The following is a 16,280-nucleotide window of genomic DNA, read 5'->3' as shown; positions in this document are numbered from 1 at the left end:
ACAGATGGACGAATCATCCGGCACGGTCGGCGGTGAAAGGGCAGGTGGATGCCCTCCTCTGGAAACCTCACTCGAACTGGACGGCGACGGTTCCCGTATCGCCCAGGCCCGCCATGTCGCGGCGGCCTTCCTGTCGAAGGTGAAGGACCCTCAGGGGATCCCGGTCGTCACGGCCGTGGTGGAAGTCGTCCAACTGATCGTCAGCGAACTGGTCACCAACGCCCGTAAGCACGCGCCGGGACCGGCACGACTGCGTCTGCGGGTGATGGGCGCGGTGCTGCGGGTCGAGATCTGGGACAGCAATCCCGTCCTGCCGTCCGCCAAGGCCGCGGACCCCGCGCGTATCGGCCAGCACGGCCTCGAGATCGTCACCGCCCTCGCGCAGACCCTCACCATCGAACAGACGGCGGTCGGCAAACGCATCACCGCCGACATCCCGCTGGGTGCGGCTCCCGCGCCGAGCCCCCTCTGACCGAACCCGGGCCCCGAGACCTTCGGCGCCGACGGCACGGTCAGGACGAAAAAGCGAGGATTTACGACATGGACGTACGGCGTAGGAACCATGTGACGGTGACCGGCCGAGCCGGCGCCCCGGTGGTGATGCTGGCCCACGGCTTCGGATGCGACCAGAACCTCTGGCGGCTGGTGACGCCGGCCCTGGAGCGCGACTTCACCGTGGTCCGCTTCGACCACGTGGGCGCCGGGAACTCCGACCTGTCCGTGTGGAGCCCGGAGCGGTACGCGACGCTGGACGGATACGTCGACGACGTACTGGACCTGTGCCGCGAGCTGGAGCTCGGTCCGGTGACGTTCGTCGGGCATTCGGTGAGCGCGATGATGGGAGTGCTCGCTGCCGCCCGGGAACCCAAGGCGTTCGCGGGACTGGTGCTCCTCGCCCCCTCGCCGTGCTTCGTCGACGACCCGGAGACCGGGTACCGGGGCGGATTCAGTGCCGAGGACATCGAGGAGCTGCTCGAGTCGCTGGAAGCGAACTACCTGGGCTGGTCGGGTGCGATGGCGCCGGTCATCATGGGCAATCCCGAGCGCCCCGAACTGGGTGAGGAGCTGACCAACAGCTTCTGCCGGACGGACCCCGCGATCGCCCGGGTCTTCGCCCGGGTGACGTTCCTGTCCGACAACCGCGCCGACCTCGCGTCGGTGGCTGTGCCCACACTGGTGGCCCAGTGCTCCAGCGACGCGATCGCCCCGCCGGAGGTGGGCGACTTCGTCCACGCGCAGATCCCCGGCAGCCGCCTGGTCACGCTGAACGCCACCGGGCACTGCCCGCAGCTCGCCGCCCCCGAGGAGACCGCCTCGGCGATCGCCGCGTTCGCGAAGGGGCTCCCGGACCATGGCCCAGGCCAGTGATCATGACGAGTGCGGCACGGACGGCGGACCGGTGGACGAGCAGGCCCAGTTCTCGGCCCTCCTGGAGGACAGTGCCGAGGATCTGTACGAGCACGCGCCCTGCGGCTATCTGTCGACCCTGCTGGACGGCCGGATCGCGAAGATCAACACGACGCTCCTGAACTGGCTCGGCTACCACCGCGACGACCTGCTGGGCCGCAAGCACTTCTCCGATCTGCTCACCGTCGGGGGCAGGCTCTACCACGAGACCCACTTCGCGCCCCTGCTGCGCATGCAGGGCGAGGTCAGCGGCATCGCCCTGGAACTCAAGGCGGCCGACGGCTCCCGGCTGCCGGTCCTGGTCACCTCCACGGTGAAGACGGCCGACGACGGACAGCCGCTCCTGATCCGTACGACACTCTTCGACGCCCGCGACCGCCGCGCCTACGAGACCGAACTCCTGCGGGCCCGCAAGGAGGCGGAGCAGGAACGCGAGCGACTACAGAAGCTGGCCACCACCCTGCAGCAGACCCTGCTCCCGCCCACGCTCGCGAACGTGCCCGGGCTGGAGGTCTCGGCGCACTACCACATCGCCTCCGTCGACCAGGTCGGCGGCGACTTCTACGACCTCTTCCCGTTGGCCGCGGGGACCTGGGGCCTCTTCATGGGCGACGTGTGCGGCAAGGGCGCCGCCGCGGCGGCCGTCACCTCCCTGGCGCGTTACACACTGCGCGCCGCCGCCGTGTACGACCCCGACCCCGCGGCTGTCCTGGACAACCTCAACACCGTCCTCAACCACGAGTACAACGGCACCGACCCCCGCTTCTGCACCGTCGTCTTCGGCCTGCTCACTCCGGACCACGAGCGCGGCGGGTTCCGCATCACGCTGGCAGGCGGCGGACATCCCCCCGCACTGCTCATGCGCGCCGACGGCACGGCCGACATCCTGCCCACCCCCGGCGGTCAGCTCATCGGTGCCCTGTCCGACGTCCACATCGCCACCACCGCCGTCCACCTGGCTCCCGGCGACACACTCCTGCTGCACACCGACGGCCTCACCGAGGCCCACACCGACGCCGTCGGCGGCCGCTACGGCGACGACGCCCTGCTCGGCTTCGCCCGCGAACTCGCCCCCACCACCGCGTCGGACAGCATCGACGCGGTCCGTGACCTGCTCGACACCTTCGGCACCGGCGTGGACGACGACGCCGCGGTCCTGGCCATCCACGTGCCCCGAACCCCCAGTGAAGAGCAGCAGTGACCCAGCAACTGACCCTCCACACCCGCACCACCCCCGAGGGCGCGGTCATCGAACTCGCCGGCGAACTCGACTTCCACACCGCCGATCAGGTCCGCGCCCAGCTGCTCGGCCTCGACCTGTCCCCGGGTGGGCAGCTCGTCCTCGATCTCGGCGGCATCACCTTCTGCGACTCCACCGGCATCACGGTGCTCATCGCGGCCCGCAACCACGCCCTGGCCACCGGCGCGGGCATCGCGCTGGCCGCCGTCCCGGACCCCGTCGGCCGTATCTTCCGCATGGTCGGCCTGGACGAGGTGTTCCCCTCCCACCCCACCGTCCAGGCCGCCGTGGCCGCCTGGCGCCCCACCGGCTGAGGGCGCTGCCCGGCACGCAGCGACACGGCAGGATCCGAGGCGAACCCGGTGTGTTTGCCTCGCCACGGTGAGGGCACTCGGGCCTCAGATTGGGGCGCCCCCAGACGACGCCCCGTCATCGGAGGACGCCATGATCATCCTTGGAGTCATTCTGCTCGTCATCGGTCTCGTGGCCGGAATCGGGATCCTGTGGACCATCGGCGTCATCCTGGTGGCCGTCGGTGCCGTGCTCTGGATCCTGGGAGCGGTGGGCCGTGAGGTCGGCGGGCGGCGCCACTACTGGTGACCGTGGCCGTCGGGCCGATCGTGACCGTGGCCTTCCGCGTTGCCCACGGGATCGGCTGAGCGACCGCGAGCCCTGACCGCGTTGAGACGGGCCGCCTGACGTGTCAGATGATCGCGCTCGGCGAGATTCGGCGCCTGGCGGGCCGCCTCGGTGTACAGCCGTGCCGCCGTCTCCGGGGCGCCGTCGCGCTCATGGAGATAGGCGGCCACGGCGGTGTGGCGTGGGAGCGTGTCGTCAAGTTCTGCGAGAGCCGCCAGGCCCGCGCGCGGACCGTCGGCCTCTCCGACGGCGACCACGCGGTTGAGACGGACGACGGGGCTGTCGGTCAGGCGGGCGAGTTCGTCGTACCACTCGGCGATCTGCACCCAGTCGGTCTCGTCCGCCTTCGGTGCGTCGGCGTGGAGGGCCGCGATGGCGGCCTGCGCCTGGTACTCGCCCAGCCGGTCACGTGCGAGGGCGAACTGGAGGATCCCGACCCCCTCGGCGATCATCGTCGTGTCCCAGCGGGTGCGGTCCTGTTCGGCGAGGGCCACGAGGCTGCCGTCGGGCGCCGTGCGGGCGGCGCGCCGGGCGTGGTGGAGCAGCATGAGGGCGAGCAGGCCCGCCACTTCGGGATGGTCGATCGCGGCCGCGAGCTGCCGGGTGAGGCGGATGGCCTCGGCGACGAGGTCCACGTCTCCCGAGTAGCCCTCGTTGAAGACCAGGTAGAGGACGCGCAGCACGGTGGCTACGTCGCCGGGCCGGTCGAACCGGACGCCCGCGACGGTGCGCTTGGCCCGGCTGATGCGCTGCGCCATGGTCGCCTCCGGCACGAGGTAGGCCTGGGCGATCTGGCGGGTGGTCAGCCCGCCGACGGCCCTCAGCGTCAGGGCGACCGCGGACGACGGTGTCAGCGAGGGGTGCGCGCACAGGAAGTAGAGCTGGAGTGTGTCGTCCACGGCGGGCGCGGTGCCGGGCGCCGGTTCCTCGTCGACGGTCTCCTCGCGGCGACGGCGAGCGGTGTCCGCCCGTGTCGCGTCGAGGAACTTGCGCCAGGCGACGGTGACCAGCCACCCCTTCGGATCCCGCGGCGGATCGGCCGGCCAGACGCGGACCGCCTCGATCAGCGCGTCCTGGACGGCGTCCTCGGCCGCCGCGAAGTCGGCTCCGCGGCGGACGAGGATCCCGAGCACCGCCGGGGTGAGACTCCGGAGCTGGAACTCGTCCATCTCCCAGGTCACTCCGTGATGGTGGGATGCACGCCGAGGAAGGGGCGCAGCTCCAGCCATTCGTGGATCGGCCTTCCACCGGCTCCCGGTGCCGCGGACAGTTCCCCGGCCAGTTCGACGGCGCGGTCGTAGGAGTCGACGTCGATGATCATCCAGCCGGCGATGACGTCCTTGGTCTCGGCGAAGGGGCCGTCGGTGACCGGCGGGCGGCCCTCGCCGTCGTAGCGCACGAACGTCCCCTCGGGGGCGAGCGCCTGCGAGTCGACGAACTCCCCGGTCTTCTCCAGCCTGGCGGCGAAGTCGTTCATGTACTGCACGTGGGCCGAGATCTCCTCCGGCGTCCATTCGGACATCGGGACGTCGTTGGCCGGGGTGGGGGCGCCTCGGTAGTGCTTGAGCAACAGGTACTTGGCCATCGTGCTCTCCTCCGTACTGGTGCGACCCATTGTGGTCGCAGTCACGGCGGGGACGGAGCCGACCACGAGTTCTCGACATGACCGGGCAGGAATTCTCCTCGGCCGACGGAAGGGCGCCCCTCGATCCTGGTCGAGGAGCGCCCTTCCGTACCGGGGTGGTGCCGACTATCGCTCGTCGCGGAGTGAGTCGCGGGCGCCGGCGGCCCTGTCCTGGGCCTTCTCGGCGACGTCACGGACGTTGCCCTTGGCCTGGTCGGTCTTGCCCTCGGCCTGCATGCGGTCGTTGCCGGTGGCCTTGCCGACCATTTCCTTGGCCTTGCCCTTGGCCTTGTCCATGGAACTCTTACCCATGATCACTCCTTGGTTGGGGGTGGTACGCGAGCCACGCTAGGGAGGGTCCGGGCACCGCGCATCCGGAGCGGGCCGCCTCGCTCGTCGTCCCGGACGCATACCTCCACTCCCCCGGGAGCCCTCATCCGGCACTCCGGCCCCCGGCACGGCCCCGGATTCGGCCTGGACACGCCCCTCCGGTCTGGACTTGCCGGTCCATTTTTCGAGTCGTACGTTGACGCAAGTGCCCTGTACGTCAGGGCCTCGTTCGGCCGAAGGCGGTGAGCCGTTCGGCCGTCCGGGTTCACGGTGAAGAACGAACGCGACGGAGTGGATCATGTCGATGCGGCTTGAGGGCAGGACCGCCCTGGTGACCGGAGCGACCAGCAACATCGGACGGGCGATCGCGGAGGCCTTCGCTGCCCAGGGCGCGCACGTCGCCGTCTCCGGCCGGAGCGCGGAACGGGGCGAGGAGGTCGTCGAGGGGATCCGTGCGCGCGGTGGGCGAGCGGACTTCGTGCGGGCCGATCTGGACGGCAGCGCCGCGGCCTCGCGCGCCTTGGCCGAGGAGGCGACCCGCGTCCTGGGGGGCCGGATCGACGTCCTGGTAAACAACGCCGGTATCTACCCCGGCGACTCCACGACGGCGACCGACGAGAAGACCTTCGACCAGGTCTACGCGGTGAACGTGAAGGCGCCGTTCTTCCTGACGGCGGCTGTCGCTCCCGCCATGGTGGAGGCCGGCGGCGGATCGATCATCAACCTGGGTTCCTGGATCGCGCGCCTCGGCATTCCGGTCGGCGCCCTCTACAGCTCCACCAAGGGAGCCGTGGAGACGCTGACCCGTGCCTGGGCGGCGGAGTTCGGCCCCCGGGGTGTCCGCGTGAACGCCATCTCGCCGGGTGTGGTGCTGACGCCGGCCCCGGGAGAGGAGCACCCCGCCGAGGCCATGATGAAGGGCACCCCCGCGAACCGGATGGGAAGCCCCGAGGACATCGCGAACGCCGCCGTGTACCTGGCGGCCGACGAGTCCGCCTTCGTGCACGGCATCGTGCTCGACGTCGACGGTGGCCGCACCACGGCCGCCGTCATCGCCGCCTGACCTCCCGCGCGCGTCCCGACGCGGCCGCCCCGCGGAGCGGTCCCGGCGGCGGACGGCACGCAGGTCACTCCGTGGCGCGACCAGCGTGCCTCAGGTCGTCGATCCCCTGGTCGAGAGCGGCGCGCAGGTGGGTGGACTCTCCCGTGGACAAGAGGATGGACACGCCTCCCTGGATCGCGGCCAGCAGCGAAGCGGCCCGCCGGTCGACATCGAGGTCGGCCGGCAGGCTGCCGGCCGCCTGGAGCGCCCTGACACCCGCCGCGAGGCTCTCCTGCCAGCGCCGCATCAGCTCGATGACGATCGCGCGTGTCCCCGGGGTCGAGCGGCCGATCTGAAGGAACAGCGACCCGAGCGGACACTGGTCCCCCTGATCCTCGTACCGCTTGACCACCACGTCCCGCCACCGGCTCCAGGCGTCCCACGAGTCGAGGCGGCTCAGATAGGGCTCCTGGTCCTCCAGGACCTGCTCCGCCTCGAACTGCGCGACCGCGACGAGGAGTTCGTCCTTGCCCGTCGGGAAGTAGTGGAAGAGCTGGCTCTTGCTGGTGCGGGTCCGCGCCATGACGTCGTCCAGGGTGGCCGAGGCGACCCCCTTCTCCCGCAGCACTTCTGCGGCGCCTTCGACGATCCGGCTCCGCGTCGCCTTCCCCTTGGCCGTCAACTCTCCGCGCATGCCGCCTACCTCCGAGGAATGGACCACCTGGTCCACTGTAGAGGCCGGCCCCGCATCCGTCCCGGCCGCCGCCTAGCGCCGGGTCACGGTCCGCGGTACGCAGCCTGCCGGACCCCACCCGCTCCTACATGAGGGGGCGGTCCACCAGGTCGCCGCCGGGTACGTCCCGCAGCGCGATGCGAGCCGTGATCCGCTTCCCCACCGGCTCGCGCTGCACCTCGAAGCTGTCGGCCACGGCCTTCACGATCTCCAGACCGTGCTGCCCGATCCGGTCCGGATCGGCGGCCCGCGCCACCGGCATCACCGGGTCGCTGTCCCACACCACGACGTCCACCATCGCCTCGGCGATGCGCAGCTCCATGAGGACAGGACCTGGGGCGTACTTGCGGGCGTTGGTGACCAGCTCACTCACCACCAGTTGCGCCATGCCGAGAGCGCGCGCGGAGACCGGCAGGCCGAGATCCGTCTGCGCTCGTGCAAGAAAAGCCGCCGTCAGATGGCGGGCTTCGGCGATACTGCCCCCCTCACCGTCCAACGCGACGGTCTGCCGCAACACCGGTGCGCCTGGCACCTCATCGTCTTCATTTCCGGGAACTGGCCCCAATGCATTCAACTTTCGACCCCGTGTACAGCGCCTGGTGCGTGTACCCGCCCACTTGCATTACACACCCTTGGCCCCGGGCATGAACCAGGAGGATGCTCAGCTCCGTACCATCGGGGTGGCCATCAATGTACGTCCCGGCCCAAAGCGAGCGCAGTCGAGGAAACGGTGACAGAGACCGATAAACCAGCACAGGACAGTCGGCTGTCCGTGGACTTCTCCACGGCGGACGGCGTCCGGATCGTCGCCCTGCACGGCGAGATCGACCACAACAGCCGCGGTCTCCTCGGCGAAGCCCTGCTCCCGTCCCCGGACGGGGAGACGCCCCGGATCGTCGCCGACCTCAGTGACGTCACTTTCATGGACTCCAGTGGGATCAACATCCTCATCGTCGCCCACCGGGCGTCAGAGGAGGCGCGGGGCTGGCTGCGGCTGGCCGCCCCGCAGCAGACCGTGCTGCGCGTCCTGCAGCTCGTCGGCGTGGACACGGTCATCTCCTGCCATCCCTCGGTCCAGCAGGCCCTGGACGAGACGGCCGGCTGACCGGATCCCGCGGAGCCGAGGGCTCCGGAGCCGTCAGAGGCTCGTGAGCAGGTCGTCGAGAGGAGCGGGTACGCGGTCGGGATCCAGGGCCTCGACGAGGACACGGCCGTACTGGATCTTGCGTCCCGACTTCGTGCCGAAGAAGCGGCGCAACCGCTGATGGGCGGCGCGGTCCCGCTGTGCGGGCTGGCGCAGGAAGGTGACCAGCGGACGCTGGTCACCTTCGGCCCGGACGAGCTCCTCCACCCGCGTCACACCGAGGGCGCGGATGAGCTCGTCCTCCAGATCCGCCGCGCAGACGAAGATCCCCTGCTGGTCCGCACCCGCCGCCTCGAAGGCGCGGGCGTAGAAGCCGCGCTCCGCCTCGTCGCACAGTCCGATGAGGCGCAGGCCCAGGCCGGGCGGGCCGAGGAGGCGAGCGAAACGACCGACGCTCATCGCGCCGCCCATGGACAGGACGCAGACTCCCTCGGCCGCCAGATTCCGCCCGCGGATCGCGGCCAGCGCGTCGACGGCCGCGACATCGCTCAGCCCTTCGAGCAGGACGACGGTCCGGACGGTCAGCCGCTCCGCCAGCTCGCGCGCCTCGTCCCCGGGGCCCCCGGCCGCCCACGCGGTGACGGCTTTCCGGAACGCCCCCATGTCAGTCACCAGACGAGTCTGCGCCCTTCCCGGCGCCGGCGATACGGAATTTCCGCCGGGCCGCCGACCGGGCGCGCGGATCGAGGGTCCCGCCGAAGCTCAGATCCACGGGATCGACCGTGGTCGGCCTCCGTGGCGCTGCTCACGGCCGGCCCGAATGCCCGCCCGTCACCGGGAACGCGAGTCCGGTCGGCGTGTTGAGGCCCGTCGAGGGGAGCGTGACCTGCCCGCCGCCCGACTCCCGGACGCGGACCACGCGGTTGTTGAAGCCGTCGGCCACGTAGAGGCCGCCGCGGCCGTCGAGGGCGAGGCCGAGCGGGTCGCTCAGACCGTCGGTCCGCACCGTGGTCTGCGCCCCGCCGCGCGCGGACACCTTCACGACGCGGTTGTTGCCGCTGTCCGCGATGAAGAGGTCTCCGGCGGCGTTCAGGGCCAGTCCGGTGGGCTGGGACAGGCCGTCCGTGGGGACGGTGGTCTGGCCGCCGTTCGCGGCCACCTTCACCACCCGGTCGTTGACGAAGTCGGAGACGTACAGGTCCCCGCCCTTCGCCAGTGCCAGCCCCCAGGGGTGCAGGAGGCCCGTGGTCGGGACGGTGGTCTGGCCGCTCCCGTCGGCGGGCACCTTCACGACGCGGTCGTTGAAGCTGTCGGCGATGTAGAGGTTGCCGGGCGCGTCGACGGCGAGGCCCAGGGGGCGTGACAGGTCGGTGGTCGGGACGGTGGACTGTTCCCCGCCGTTGGCGGCCAGCTTCAGCACCCTGTTGTTGCCCGTGTCGGAGACGTAGAGGCTGCGCTTCGTGTCGAAGGCCAGACCGGTGGGGCGGAGCACTCCGTCGAGGGGGACGGTCGTCTGGCCGCCCCCGCCGGCCGGGAGCCGGACCACACGGTCGTTGCCGTAGTCGGACACGTACAGCGCCGGTCTGACGGGCGGTCGGCCGTTCACCTGTGCCGTGCCCGCCGATGCCGCGCCCGCCGGCCCGATCGGCAGGGCGCACAGAGCGAGGACCCCTGTGGCGGCGGCCAGCCGCCGGGCCCAGCGCCGGGTGCGGCCGTCGCGGGGCGAGGCCTCGTGTGTCCCTGGTTCCGCTGTCGTGCGCTTCACGGTGCACCCATCTGTTCTCGACGGGCGCGTCGCCGGGCCCGTCTGCGGAAACGCTTGCCGCCGCTCGGACGTACGTCGGCAGGGCCGGTACGGCGAGCCGTCACCCGGGAGCTTCCGGGAGCCTGAACGGCAACTGCAGCCGCACGGTGGGCCGCATGATCGATGCCTTCCCCCTGACGCCCCGCATCCCGCACCCGTCGCCCGCTCGGCCGACCCGCGCGTCCGCCGCGGGGTCACGCCAGAGGGGCCGCCGGACTGTCGTCGCCCTCGGCGTGACCCGCCGAGACCTGGTACAGCTCCTTCGACGTGGTGATCAGCTCCTGTCGCTCCTCACGGGAACCGACCATGGGCTGGGATCCGTTGAGCGGCACCTGTGCGCTCTCCGGCATGAACCTCACGGTCACCAGGCCGATCACGCCGGCGAGCATCAGGTAGTAGGCGGGCACCATGTCGTTGCCGGTGACGTTGACGAGTGCCTCGGTCACCAGCGGGGTGGTGCCGCCGAACGCCGCGACCGCGAAGTTGAAGCCGATGCCCATCGCCGCGTACCGGATGGCCGTCGGGAACAACGCCGGCAGGGTCGCGGCACTGGGCGCGGCGAAGAACGCCAGCAGGGTGGCCAGGATCAGCACCCCGCTGAGCGGCGGCCAGAAGCCGTCCATCTTGATCAGCTCGAAGGCCGGAATGGCGAGCAGGATCATGGCGACGGCGGAGAACCCGTAGATCGGTCGTCTGCCGACCCGGTCGCTGAGGCGTCCGATGAAGGTGATGAGGGCGACGATCCAGACCATGCCGATCAGCACCAGGAGGTCGGCGCGGCTGCTGGAACGGTTCAGCGTCTCCGTCTGATACGTCGGCAGGAAGCCGGTCACCATGTAGTTGGTGACGTTGTAGAGCAGCACCAGGCCCATGCAGATCAACAGCGGACGCCAGTGCTCGGTGATGATGGACTTGAACTCGGTGCCCGCCGACTCCTGGGCGAGGCTCTTGTCGTGTTCGTCGAGCTGCTGCTGGAACGCGGGCGACTCCTCCAGCTTGAGTCGCATGTACAAGCCGATCACACCGAGCGGGCCGGCGATCAGGAACGGCAGCCGCCAGCCCCACGCGATCATCTGGTCGTCGGTGAGCGCGAGGTTCAGGACGGTGACGAGGGCGGAGCCGAGCGCGTAGCCGACGAAGGTGCCGAAGTCGAGCCAGCTGGAGAGGAACCCGCGGCGCCGGTCCGGCGAGTACTCGGCGACGAACGTGGTGGCGCCGCCGTACTCACCGCCGGTGGAGAAGCCCTGCACCATGCGGGCGAGCAGCAGGAGGATGGGTGCGGCGATGCCGATCGTCGCGTAGCTCGGGATGAGCCCGATGACGAAGGTTCCCATCGACATCATGATCATGGTGGTGGCGAGCACCTTCTGCCGGCCGAGGCGGTCACCCAGCGGGCCGAAGACGAGACCGCCCAGAGGGCGGACGACGAATGCCGCCGCGAAGGTGGCGAACGACGAGACGACCTGCGCGCCCGGGGACGCACCGGGGAAGAAGACCTTGCCGATCGTGGCGGCCAGATAGCTGTAGACGCCGAAGTCGAACCACTCCATGCAGTTGCCCAGAGCGGAGGCCCCGACCGCCCGGCGCAGCAGCGGCCCCTCGACGACCTGTACGTCGTCCTTCCGGAAGGCCCGTTTGTTGCGCCGCAGCCGGTGGGTGAGGTCCTCACGCACCTGCCGTGGCAGCCGGCCGACCGTCTTCGACATCTGAACCGGGCTGGGAGGACCGGACTTGCCTCCGGACGCTGACTCGCCCACACCGCCACCCTCTTCCGCGCTTTTCACTCCTGCGAATACTGCGGCAGACGCTTCTCCACCGCACGGCAACCCGCCGCGAAGACCGCGCCTACCCCGGGAGCGCTGGGTAAACGGTCGCGAGGCACCTCGGTTCTCGCGCGGCTGAGGGCCGGAGTGAACAGGTCCCGTGCCGTTCTCCGCGCACGGGACCGCTCGCACGCGCGGGTCACGGGAGGTGTGGCACCGCGCGGTCCGCCGCGGCAAGGCGGCGCGGGTGCAGCCGAACGCCTCGGCCCGGAGTTCGCGATCGCGACCTCACCGACCGGGCGGCGGGCCTTGGCCTATGATCGCTGCGCCGGCCGGTGGCCACGGCGCGTCAGTCCGCGGCCGGCGCAGGGTCCAGGGGCCGCAGGAATCGGCGTTCGTAGCGCTTGATGCACCGGGTCCGGCGGGCCAGTTCGAAGGCTTCCTGGCATTCCGGGTCGGTCGTGCTGTCCGTCCGGTAGCGCTCGTAGCGGGCGAGGTCCGGGAAGGAGAAGAGAGCGTAGGCGATGTCGCTGTCGCCCTCGCTGGGCAGGAAGTAGCCGTGGTGCGTGCCGCCGAACCGGTTGACTAGGGTGATCCAGCGGCGGCCGTACTCCTCGAAGTCGTCGAGGCGGTCGGGGTCGATCTCGTACTTCAGGTGAACAGTGATCATGTGGTTCATGGTGCCTGGTCGCCGGTGTGCTCTTGCGCTTGAGGGTGCTCCAGCCGCTTCGCCCGCGTGTCCGCTGTCGGTACGGTCCGGCGTCCGACCCGAGCCGGGTCGGACGCCGGACTTCATGTCATCGCCGCACTCACCCGCACGGCCTGCCGATCACAGCGGATCAGCGATGCCCCGCGCCCCTGGCGAGCGTCTTCATGAGGGCCTGCGCCATGGCTTCCTCGCCCTTGGCGTTGGGGTGGGCGGGGGCTGCCGGCGAGGTCGGGCGCAGCGGCTCGATCCAGCGGTCGGCGGGCGCCTTGCACATGTCGTGGCCCACTGTCGGGCCGTACGTGTCCACGTAGTCGGCGCGGTTCAGCAGCGCCACCGCGCGCAGCATGACGTTGAGGTGCTTCTCCGTGTCGCGCAGGTACGGGAAGTCCTTCGCGGCGAACGGGACGGTGGGGTAGCAGCCGGTGCCGTCGTCGGGAAGCAGGTCCGGATAGCCGACGACGACCACGCGCGCGTGGGGTGCCTTGGCGTGCACCGCCCGCAGCACACGGGCGACCTTGGGCGCCGTCTGGAGGATCTTCAGCGTCAACTGGTCGTAGCCCGCTGACCCGTAGTACTGCTGACAGGGGTTGCCGGACAGGTCCTTCGCGCTGAGGCCGGCGCAGGTGCCGATGATCGAGCCGAAACCGACGTCGTTGCCGCCGATCTGCACGGTCACGAGGTCGGTGTCCCGCTTCACCGCGTCCAGTTGGGGTCCGTTGGTCCCCTGTGCCTGCCACATCTCGGCGGTCGTCGCGCCGCCGCAGCTGACGTCCGTGAACGACGTGACCTTGCGCTGGTTCGCGGTGATCGAGGGGTAGTTGTGGTCGGACCGGGCGCAGTTCGCGTCCACTTGAGTGGGGATCAGGGGTCCGGAGGTGTAGGAGTCGCCCAGGGCGACGTAGTTGGAGTGGGGTGTTCCGTGGTGCTCCCCCGCCGTGGCGGAGGCCGTTCCGGTGGCGCCGACGGTGAGCGCGCAACTGCTCAGTACAGCGAGCGCCATGGCCGTGCGTCGCCTCGATATGGCCTCGCCCGGACGCGTCCGTTGCATCATGATGCCCCTCCCCTGAAGCCGTGACTGTCCACGGAACGGGCAACGGCGACCACGGCGCATGGGACGTTCGAAGGCACCCGGCCGCTCGGCGGCTCGTGCCCGGCGGACCCAACCTCGCCTGTATACCGGCCAGTAGACCGTTAGACCAGCGGTCGGGCGAACTCGGCTTGCACAAAGAGCCACAGGAGTCCGCCGGGACGACGTCCGTGGACCCGCGCGCGTCCGCCCCTTGGCCATCCGGCGTGACCGTTCGGCATCAGTGCTCCCAGACGCCGGGCCCGCCGCCCCGCCACTCGATCCAGTCCGCGGTCCTGACGTCGGAGGCCTCGATGTCCTCCATGCCGGCCCGGCGGAGGAACTCGGCGATGTCGAGGAACGTGTAGGCCATCCCGACGAAGCCCTGATGGAGGCGCACTCTTCGGCCGCCGTCCGCGGTGGGCGGGTAGACGACGACGGGCTGATCGCTGGACATGCACCCAGGGTGCGGGCGCGGGGGGCAGCGCGCATCCGGAGTGGTGGTGCCGGGCGGTCGCACGGCGTCCGATCGGGTGCACCACGGGATCGGAACGGGCGCGGCGATGAGTTCGGTCCGGGAGATCGGTCGATATGGGAGAGAGGAAGGGAGTTCTCCATGCCGACGCAGGAACCCGCACAGCAGCCCGTCACCGAACTCGACGCCCGTTACAGCTCCGCGCTCAACCCGCGCCCGGGTGCCGAAGGGGTCGCCGCCACCGACTGGGCCGAGGCCCGGCGGGAGCTGGGGACCGCCGAGATCTTCTGGTTGTCGACGGTCCGGCCCGACGGCCGGCTGCACGTCACCCCCGTGATCGCCGCCTGGCACGACGGGGTGCTGTACTTCTCCACCGGCCCGGCCGAGCAGAAGGCGAAGAACCTCGCTCACCAGGGGCACTGCGCGCTGACCACCGGGGCGAACTCGCTCACCGAAGGGCTCGACCTCGTGGTCGAGGGCACGGCGGAGCGGGTCGCCGATCGGGCGGTCCTGGAGGAGGTGATCACGGCGTACGAGACCAAGTACGGAGCGCACATCACGTCGCCGGAGGGCACCTTCCACGGCATCAGCGACGCGTTCCGCAAGGGTGACGTGGTGGTGTTCGCGGTGGCCCCGGCGACGGCGTACGGCTTCGGCCGGGACGACGGGGTGTTCACCCACACGCGATGGTCGTTCTGAGGGGAGGGTCGGCCCGGCCGACGGTGTGGCCGAGCGCATGATCGGGACGCCCCGTCCACGCCTCCTTGGGCCCTGCCCTGTGCGGTGGTCCTGACGCGGTGTCGCCCTGCGGCACCGGAGCCGGCCGGGTCAGTCCCGCGAGGGCGGTGACTGGCCGGTCGGCACGGGGCCTGACGTCGGGGGACAGGGCGGCGGGAGGCGGGACGGCGGGAGCCCGGACGTCGCCCGGCGCACCAGCAGGTGGAGCAGTCCGGTGACCAGCAGCCCGAGCAGGCAGCCGATCGCGGCCCCGGCGGTGCCCGCGATCACCGAGCCGAGCCAGCCGTAGCCGCCGGCCAGCACCGCCACGGTGGCGGCCGGCACCGGCCAGGCGGAGCCGGTCCCGCTCCCGTGCCCCACGGTCCGCCGTCCGGGCGGCTCGTCCCACGGCCACACCGGCGCCTCGCTCCCCCGTCCCGTGAGAGCCATCGTTCAGGCGGTGGCGATGCCGTCCAGCTTTCCGGCCTTCGCCTCCTCCACCAAGGAGGCGAACTGGTCGACACTCATCTGGACACGCTGGCCGAAGTCGTCGGTGAGCAGCACGCGACGCTCCGCCGGGGCACCCGGGTCGACGAACAACTGCGGGCAGCCGCAGTCGCAGTTCCCGCAGAACGTCGCCAGAGGCTCCAGACCGGTGATGTCACTCATCGTCAACTCCCTTTCGCAGGGCTCGCGGCCGCGGGTGTGTCGGTCACCCGGGGCCTGTGGCTGCCCTGGGCATACCCGGAGCCCACAGCGCCACGCGCCGGTGTACGGCGCGCCGGGGGCACGGCCCGCGGGGGTCATGCGCCTGTCCACCCCCGGTGCTTCAGCTCCCCCGTCCCGCCCGGGAACCAGGCCTGTCGGCCGTGCGACCACCTGAGGAGGGTGTGCCGCCCCGTGCCCCTCGCGGGGAGCCTGGGCTCGACCGGCGGGCCGGCGCCCCGCGAGGAGGCGCCGGCCGTCACGTCATGCGGCCCTGACAGCAGGGCAGTCCGCTTCGACGAGCAGCCGTTCGAGAGCGGCCCGGGCCCGTCCCACCCGGGAGCGGACGGTGCCGATGGGGCAGCCGATGAAGCGGGCCGCGTCGTCGTAGGAGAGGCCCACGATCTGGGTCAGCACGAACGCCTCGCGGCGTTCGTCGGGGAGCGCCTCCAGCAGGTCGAGCAGCGCGACTCCGTCGTCGAAGCCGGGGAGTCCGCGGGGCTGGGCTCGTTCCATGGCCGCCTGCCAGTCGTGGGTGTCGGCCTGCCGGGGCCGCGCGGCGGCGCGGCGGAAACTGTCGGCGACCGCGCGGCGCGCGATGGACAACAGCCAGGTGCGGGCCGAGGCCCGCCCCTCGAAGCGCGACAGGCTGGCGAAGGCGCGGACGAAGGTGTCCTGGGCCAAATCCTGGGCGGTCTGGGGGTCGCCGCTGAGATGGGCGACGTAGCGCAGTACGTCGCCGTGCAGCGCGCGGACGAAGTGCTCGGCGGCGTGAGGGTCTCCGTCGCGTGCGGCCAGTGCCCAGGCGGTGGCGGAGGCGTCCGTCACGGCCCGCGCCGTGGCGCGGGGGGCGGGCAGGACAGAAATGATCACGTGATGTCCTTCTCGAGGTCATCCGGGGCCGACGTCCCGTAACGAGGCGCGGCGCTCCGGCACATGGGG

The 16,280-nt window shown here is 71.0% G+C and carries 22 protein-coding genes; 8 read left to right on the top strand and 14 right to left on the bottom strand.

The genetic code is table 11. The features are described from left to right. The first annotated feature begins 4 nt into the window (after positions 1-4). From ACIRQH_RS11310 to ACIRQH_RS11290, 5 genes are all read left to right on the top strand, one after another. Entirely contained in the window at positions 5-472 is a 468-nt protein-coding gene (locus ACIRQH_RS11310; RefSeq protein ID WP_388873399.1) for an ATP-binding protein, read from the top strand. 68 nt (positions 473-540) lie between these two features. Continuing rightward, positions 541-1,368, top strand: coding sequence for an alpha/beta fold hydrolase (locus ACIRQH_RS11305; protein WP_388932446.1), 828 nt, complete (start codon positions 541-543; stop codon positions 1,366-1,368). Next, on the top strand, positions 1,352-2,608 hold the full coding sequence (locus ACIRQH_RS11300) for a SpoIIE family protein phosphatase (RefSeq protein ID WP_358816071.1): 1,257 nt from the start codon (positions 1,352-1,354) through the stop codon (positions 2,606-2,608). Before ACIRQH_RS11305 ends, ACIRQH_RS11300 begins: the two co-directional genes overlap by 17 nt. Next, positions 2,605-2,961, top strand: a complete 357-nt coding sequence (locus ACIRQH_RS11295) for an STAS domain-containing protein (RefSeq protein ID WP_388873405.1) — start codon at positions 2,605-2,607, stop codon at positions 2,959-2,961. Before ACIRQH_RS11300 ends, ACIRQH_RS11295 begins: the two co-directional genes overlap by 4 nt. A 130-nt stretch (positions 2,962-3,091) precedes the next feature. Continuing rightward, positions 3,092-3,247, top strand: a complete 156-nt coding sequence (locus ACIRQH_RS11290; protein WP_358816069.1) for a DUF6131 family protein — start codon at positions 3,092-3,094, stop codon at positions 3,245-3,247. On the opposite strand, the gene ACIRQH_RS11285 is transcribed toward ACIRQH_RS11290, so the two are convergent. The 3 genes from ACIRQH_RS11285 to ACIRQH_RS11275 all read right to left on the bottom strand — a co-directional run bounded on the left by ACIRQH_RS11285 (position 3,238) and on the right by ACIRQH_RS11275 (position 5,222). Then, the gene (locus ACIRQH_RS11285) at positions 3,238-4,455 is read right to left on the bottom strand and encodes an RNA polymerase sigma factor (RefSeq protein WP_388873624.1); all 1,218 of its coding nucleotides are present in this window, start codon (positions 4,453-4,455) and stop codon (positions 3,238-3,240) included. The two genes, ACIRQH_RS11290 and ACIRQH_RS11285, sit on opposite strands and share 10 nt — an antisense overlap. An 8-nt stretch (positions 4,456-4,463) precedes the next feature. Further along, positions 4,464-4,871 (bottom strand): YciI family protein, encoded by a 408-nt coding sequence (locus ACIRQH_RS11280; protein WP_356168832.1) that lies wholly within the window; start codon positions 4,869-4,871, stop codon positions 4,464-4,466. A gap of 165 nt (positions 4,872-5,036) precedes the next feature. Then, positions 5,037-5,222: a CsbD family protein gene (locus ACIRQH_RS11275; RefSeq protein ID WP_358816068.1), complete on the bottom strand. Its 186-nt coding sequence runs from the start codon at positions 5,220-5,222 to the stop codon at positions 5,037-5,039. Between the two features lie 316 nt (positions 5,223-5,538). Here ACIRQH_RS11275 and ACIRQH_RS11270 point away from each other — a divergent pair, with 316 nt between their 5' ends. Further along, complete coding sequence (locus ACIRQH_RS11270; protein ID WP_388873410.1) at positions 5,539-6,303, top strand: SDR family NAD(P)-dependent oxidoreductase; 765 nt, start codon at positions 5,539-5,541, stop codon at positions 6,301-6,303. Between the two features lie 64 nt (positions 6,304-6,367). On the opposite strand, the gene ACIRQH_RS11265 is transcribed toward ACIRQH_RS11270, so the two are convergent. Together ACIRQH_RS11265 and ACIRQH_RS11260 are read right to left on the bottom strand one after the other, a co-directional pair. Next, the gene (locus ACIRQH_RS11265) at positions 6,368-6,976 is read right to left on the bottom strand and encodes a TetR/AcrR family transcriptional regulator (protein ID WP_388873413.1); all 609 of its coding nucleotides are present in this window, start codon (positions 6,974-6,976) and stop codon (positions 6,368-6,370) included. A 124-nt stretch (positions 6,977-7,100) separates the two neighbouring features. Beyond that, the gene (locus ACIRQH_RS11260; protein ID WP_388932444.1) at positions 7,101-7,547 is read right to left on the bottom strand and encodes an ATP-binding protein; all 447 of its coding nucleotides are present in this window, start codon (positions 7,545-7,547) and stop codon (positions 7,101-7,103) included. A 198-nt stretch (positions 7,548-7,745) separates the two neighbouring features. Between ACIRQH_RS11260 and ACIRQH_RS11255 the strand changes: the two genes are divergently transcribed. After that, positions 7,746-8,120 (top strand): STAS domain-containing protein, encoded by a 375-nt coding sequence (locus ACIRQH_RS11255; protein WP_388873418.1) that lies wholly within the window; start codon positions 7,746-7,748, stop codon positions 8,118-8,120. A 33-nt stretch (positions 8,121-8,153) separates the two neighbouring features. Here the strand turns inward: ACIRQH_RS11255 and ACIRQH_RS11250 are convergent, their stop codons facing one another. The 6 genes from ACIRQH_RS11250 to ACIRQH_RS11225 all read right to left on the bottom strand — a co-directional run bounded on the left by ACIRQH_RS11250 (position 8,154) and on the right by ACIRQH_RS11225 (position 13,898). Beyond that, positions 8,154-8,771 carry a TOPRIM nucleotidyl transferase/hydrolase domain-containing protein gene (locus ACIRQH_RS11250; RefSeq protein WP_388873421.1) on the bottom strand — a complete coding sequence of 206 codons (618 nt, stop codon included), beginning with the start codon at positions 8,769-8,771 and terminating at the stop codon, positions 8,154-8,156. A gap of 133 nt (positions 8,772-8,904) precedes the next feature. Next, the gene (locus tag ACIRQH_RS11245; RefSeq protein ID WP_404225326.1) at positions 8,905-9,864 is read right to left on the bottom strand and encodes a hypothetical protein; all 960 of its coding nucleotides are present in this window, start codon (positions 9,862-9,864) and stop codon (positions 8,905-8,907) included. A 233-nt stretch (positions 9,865-10,097) separates the two neighbouring features. Next, on the bottom strand, positions 10,098-11,609 hold the full coding sequence (locus tag ACIRQH_RS11240; protein ID WP_388932440.1) for an MFS transporter: 1,512 nt from the start codon (positions 11,607-11,609) through the stop codon (positions 10,098-10,100). A gap of 406 nt (positions 11,610-12,015) precedes the next feature. Further along, complete coding sequence (locus ACIRQH_RS11235; protein ID WP_388873430.1) at positions 12,016-12,336, bottom strand: NIPSNAP family protein; 321 nt, start codon at positions 12,334-12,336, stop codon at positions 12,016-12,018. A gap of 169 nt (positions 12,337-12,505) precedes the next feature. Beyond that, entirely contained in the window at positions 12,506-13,426 is a 921-nt protein-coding gene (locus tag ACIRQH_RS11230) for an SGNH/GDSL hydrolase family protein (protein WP_388932437.1), read from the bottom strand. Between the two features lie 256 nt (positions 13,427-13,682). Beyond that, positions 13,683-13,898 (bottom strand): hypothetical protein, encoded by a 216-nt coding sequence (locus ACIRQH_RS11225; protein WP_355875205.1) that lies wholly within the window; start codon positions 13,896-13,898, stop codon positions 13,683-13,685. Positions 13,899-14,057: 159 nt separating this feature from the next. Here ACIRQH_RS11225 and ACIRQH_RS11220 point away from each other — a divergent pair, with 159 nt between their 5' ends. Continuing rightward, positions 14,058-14,615 carry a pyridoxamine 5'-phosphate oxidase family protein gene (locus ACIRQH_RS11220; protein WP_388873436.1) on the top strand — a complete coding sequence of 186 codons (558 nt, stop codon included), beginning with the start codon at positions 14,058-14,060 and terminating at the stop codon, positions 14,613-14,615. 129 nt (positions 14,616-14,744) lie between these two features. On the opposite strand, the gene ACIRQH_RS11215 is transcribed toward ACIRQH_RS11220, so the two are convergent. From ACIRQH_RS11215 to ACIRQH_RS11205, 3 genes are all read right to left on the bottom strand, one after another. Next, positions 14,745-15,083: a hypothetical protein gene (locus tag ACIRQH_RS11215; RefSeq protein ID WP_404225323.1), complete on the bottom strand. Its 339-nt coding sequence runs from the start codon at positions 15,081-15,083 to the stop codon at positions 14,745-14,747. A gap of 3 nt (positions 15,084-15,086) precedes the next feature. Further along, positions 15,087-15,302: a hypothetical protein gene (locus tag ACIRQH_RS11210; protein ID WP_355875214.1), complete on the bottom strand. Its 216-nt coding sequence runs from the start codon at positions 15,300-15,302 to the stop codon at positions 15,087-15,089. Between the two features lie 300 nt (positions 15,303-15,602). Beyond that, positions 15,603-16,211: a sigma-70 family RNA polymerase sigma factor gene (locus ACIRQH_RS11205; protein WP_404225321.1), complete on the bottom strand. Its 609-nt coding sequence runs from the start codon at positions 16,209-16,211 to the stop codon at positions 15,603-15,605. Positions 16,212-16,280: the final 69 nt, after the last annotated feature.

Origin of the sequence: Streptomyces sp. NPDC102279, from assembly GCF_044766365.1 — a bacterium.
In the GTDB taxonomy this organism is placed as follows: domain Bacteria; phylum Actinomycetota; class Actinomycetes; order Streptomycetales; family Streptomycetaceae; genus Streptomyces.
The sequence above is the reverse complement of the archived record's forward strand: the minus strand, read 5'-3'. Positions and strand labels throughout refer to the sequence as shown.